Source organism: Thiohalocapsa sp. (assembly GCF_019695415.1).
Classification (GTDB): domain Bacteria; phylum Pseudomonadota; class Gammaproteobacteria; order Chromatiales; family Chromatiaceae; genus Thiohalocapsa.
Genome location: NZ_JAIFKJ010000306.1, coordinates 1 through 3,658, shown reverse-complemented (window position 1 = coordinate 3,658; position 3,658 = coordinate 1). Strand labels below are relative to the sequence as shown.

5 protein-coding genes are annotated in these 3,658 nt (G+C 65.2%); 4 read left to right on the top strand and 1 reads right to left on the bottom strand.

The window, feature by feature from the left end:
- Positions 1 to 9: 9 nt before the first annotated feature.
- On the bottom strand, positions 10 to 729 hold the full coding sequence (locus I6U14_RS08905; RefSeq protein ID WP_367115650.1) for an OmpA family protein: 720 nt from the start codon (positions 727 to 729) through the stop codon (positions 10 to 12).
- A 200-nt stretch (positions 730 to 929) separates the two neighbouring features.
- Here I6U14_RS08905 and I6U14_RS08900 point away from each other — a divergent pair, with 200 nt between their 5' ends.
- From I6U14_RS08900 to I6U14_RS08885, 4 genes are all read left to right on the top strand, one after another.
- Positions 930 to 1,508, top strand: a complete 579-nt coding sequence (locus I6U14_RS08900) for a DUF2878 domain-containing protein (RefSeq protein WP_296898579.1) — start codon at positions 930 to 932, stop codon at positions 1,506 to 1,508.
- Positions 1,501 to 2,286, top strand: a complete 786-nt coding sequence (locus I6U14_RS08895; protein ID WP_296898577.1) for a DUF1295 domain-containing protein — start codon at positions 1,501 to 1,503, stop codon at positions 2,284 to 2,286. Before I6U14_RS08900 ends, I6U14_RS08895 begins: the two co-directional genes overlap by 8 nt.
- 53 nt (positions 2,287 to 2,339) lie before the next feature.
- Entirely contained in the window at positions 2,340 to 3,002 is a 663-nt protein-coding gene (locus I6U14_RS08890) for a DUF6134 family protein (RefSeq protein ID WP_296898575.1), read from the top strand.
- A gap of 101 nt (positions 3,003 to 3,103) precedes the next feature.
- A complete protein-coding gene (locus I6U14_RS08885; protein ID WP_296898573.1) occupies positions 3,104 to 3,559 on the top strand; it encodes a lipocalin family protein in 456 nt (151 codons plus the stop codon).
- Positions 3,560 to 3,658 lie beyond the last annotated feature (99 nt).

Below are 3,658 nucleotides of genomic sequence, written 5' to 3'. Positions count from 1 at the left end.
CCCCGGCGCTCAGCCCGCCTCGGCGACGATGGGCTCGATACTGATCTCCACCCGTCGGTTCAGCGTGCGGCCGTAATCCGTGTCGTTGGTGGCAATGGGCCTGAGCTCGCCATAGCCAGCGCTGCTCAGCCGCTGTGGAATCACCTGCTCGGCCAACAAGTAGGATTCCACCGCCCCCGCACGCCGCTCGGACAGCGCCTGGTTGTAGGCATCCGACCCGGTATCGTCCGTGTGGCCGGCGATATCGAGTCGCGTCTTGCCATATTTGTTCACGATGGCGCTGATCTTGTCCATGGTGCTGTAGAAGCCTGGCTTGATCTCGGCGGAGTCCACGTCGAAGGCAGTGCTGCTGGTCATGCCTACCAGCAGACCATGGTTCGGCAGCTCCTCGATGCGGATGTCGCCGCGGGCGATCTCGTCCGCCAACGCACGCTCGAAGTCCTTGCGCTGCCGTTCCATGTAACTGCCCACAAGACCGCCGGCGATGGCGCCGCCGACCGCGCCGATGAGCGCGCCCTTGCCGGCATCCGCGCTGCGCGAGCCGAGCAGCGCCCCCGCTGCGGCACCTGCGGCCGCGCCAATGGCAACCCCCGCCTCCGACTCCGTGAGCGGGCGGCGGTTGCCGAATTCGTCGGTCGCACAGCCGGCGACGACCATGCTCGCGGCGACGAGAAAGACGGCGCCGCCGCGGGCAGACGGGTGCAGCCGACGGACTCCGATAAACTTCACGATTGCAGACCTCCTTACAGTCGGTGACAGGCTCGGGCAGCAGGGCCCCGGCAATCATATCAGCGGCCGCGGTTGCTCTGGTTCGCGGGACTTGTGATGCCCGCGCCTTTGCTCAATCTCACCACGCTCAGAGAGAGACCGTCGCAAAGAGCAACGCCTTGCCGACGCACATGCCCACGCACCGCCGACAATCCCAACCGTTGTCCAGCCTCCTGCTGAATATTGGCCTGTTCCAAGGGTGCTGGCTCATTTGTGTGCTGGGTGGCGCCAACGGCTTGCCCTGGCTCGGTCTGTTTGCCGCGGCGGCGGTGGTGTGGGCCCACCTGCGGGCGGCGCCCCGGCCCCGACGGGAGGCGTTGCTGATTACCGCCGCCGCCGCTCTGGGCGCTTTCTGGGACGGCCAGATCGCGGGCCACGGCTGGGTGGCTTACACCGGCGGCACACCGGCACGCTGGCTGCCGCCGCTTTGGATCATCGCCATGTGGGCGTCCTTCGCGACGCTCCTTAACCGATCGCTGCGCTTCCTGCACGGGCGCTACGGCCTCGCGCTCGTCACCGGCGGCCTGCTCGCTCCAATCGCGTACGCCGCAGGTGCGGCCCTCGGCGCCGCCACCTTCCCGGACAAAACGGTGGCGATGCTCGCCAGCGGCGGAGGCTGGGCCTTACTGCTGCCGGTGCTGGTGGCACTCGCGGCGCGGTGGGACGGCTTCGCGGCCGCCCCGTACCCCACCGCGGCAGACGCCCAGCGGGACTCCGCGGAGACGGTGCGGGGTGTTTGATATCCAAATCTACTCCGCCGGGCTGGCGACAGCGCTCGGCATGGCCGTCGTCGCATGGCTGCTGAGCATTCCCCGGCGCGATGTCAGCAGCGCAGACGCCCTGTGGTCGCTCTTGTTCATGGCGATGACGCTGGTCTATGTGGTCCAGTCGCCAAACGTTACCGAACGGGCGCACCTGCTGCTCTTCGTCGTCACCGTCTGGGCAGTGCGGCTGTCGGTGTTCATCACGTTGCGACAGTGGGGGGAGCCCGAGGATCGTCATTACCGGGCCATCCGCGCCGAGCACGGGCCAAGCTTTGCTTACAAGAGCTTTTACTTGGTGTTCGCCCTGCAGGCCATCCTTGCCTGGATCATCTCGCTGCCGCTCCTTGGCGCCGTGCTCGGTGCCGCACCGCTTGGCTGGCTCGATGCCATTGCCGTGGCGCTTTGGCTGCTTGGATTCGGTTTCGAGGCCATCGGCGACCAGCAGCTTGCACGCTTCAAGACTGACCCGGCCAATCGGGGCAAGGTGCTCGACACCGGCCTCTGGCGCTACACCCGCCACCCGAACTACTTCGGCGAAGCGTGCATCTGGTGGGCCTTTTACCTGTTCGCCCTCGCCGCCGGCGCGTGGTGGACCATCATCGGCCCCATCCTGATGACCTATTTGCTCCTGCGCGTCTCCGGCGTGGCCCTGCTGGAGCAGGACATGCGCCATCGCCGCCCCACCTACCAGGATTACATCCACCGCACCAACGCCTTTTTTCCCGGGCCGCCCAAGGCGGCGGCAAACGCGTGACCTAACCCATCAGCCCCGCCCCCGGCGCGGGCCCAAAACCTTGAGGACTGACCATGCCCCAGACCAAGACCTTCGCCAAGGGCAGCGCCCTGATCGCCTGCGTCATGTTGCTCGCGGGACTGATGCTCGCAACCACAGCCGCCGCCGAACAGCTGCGTTTCCAGGTGTATCTGGACGACCGTCCCATCGGTGAGCACAGCTTCCGCATCGCAGACAGCGGTGGCACCACCCGTGTGACGAGCCGCGCCGCCTTCGATGTGGATTTTCTGTTCATCAACGCCTACCGCTATCGGCACACCAGCAACGAGGTCTTCCGCAACGGTTGCCTCACGGACATCGATGCCACCACCGACGATAACGGCACACGCTACGCGGTCAACGGCGAGGCCTTGGGCGAGGCGTTCCGGATCGAGGCGGGTGATGAAGTCGAGCGCGCCGACGGCTGCGTGAAGACCTTCACGTATTGGGACAAGGCGTTCCTGTCCAAGCGCCGCCTGCTCAACCCGCAAACGGGCGAGTTGGAGCAAGTGCGCGTCCAATCCAAAGGGCGCGACACCATCGAAGTGGAGAACGGCGAATCCGTCCCCGCTGAGCGCTATGCCCTGCGCACCGACGAGCTCACCATCGACCTCTGGTACAACGACGACCTCGGCTGGGTCGGCCTCGAGAGCGACACCGGCAAGGGTAAGCGCATCATCTATCGGCGGGTCATGTGATGCGATCTGCTCTGCAACCACTGCCGCGGGCCGTAATCGTGCTCGCGACAGCGCTCATGATGTTTCAGATCACAGCCTGTGTGGAAGACGGAGGCGAGCCGATGGAAACCGTGTCTTATGTCGACCTCAAGCGCTTCATGGGTGATTGGTATGTGGTGGCCAACATCCCGACCTTTGTCGAGAAAGACGCCTACAACCCCATCGAGCGCTACAAGCTCAACCCGGACGGGACCATCGCTACCACCTTCACCTTCAACAAGGGCAGCTTCGACGGGCCGCTCAAGACCTACCAGCCGAAGGGCTTCGTGCTGGACAAAGAGACCAACGCCCACTGGGGTATGCAGTTCATTTGGCCCATCAAGGGCGACTTCCGCATCATCTATCTGGATGACGACTACCAGACCACCGTTATCGGCCGCGCAAAGCGCGACTACGTCTGGGTCATGAAGCGCACGCCGACCTTCACCGATGCAGAGTACGAGAAGATGCAGAACTTCATCGAATCCGTCGGCTACGACGCGAGCAAGCTGCAGCGCCCACCGCACGAGACCGGCTAAGTTTCCGCTGGATCGGCCTCTGGCCGCGACGCTGCGCACACCGCGTTGCCTATGGTCTCACGGGAGGCCATGCCGCCCCCAAAACGGCCCGCCCGGAAG

Coding starts and splice junctions, on each gene's coding strand:
- I6U14_RS08890 (WP_296898575.1), top strand. CDS start 2,340: ATGCCCCAGACCAAGACCTTCGCCAAGGGCAGCGCCCTGATCGCCTGC.
- I6U14_RS08885 (WP_296898573.1), top strand. CDS start 3,104: ATGGAAACCGTGTCTTATGTCGACCTCAAGCGCTTCATGGGTGATTGG.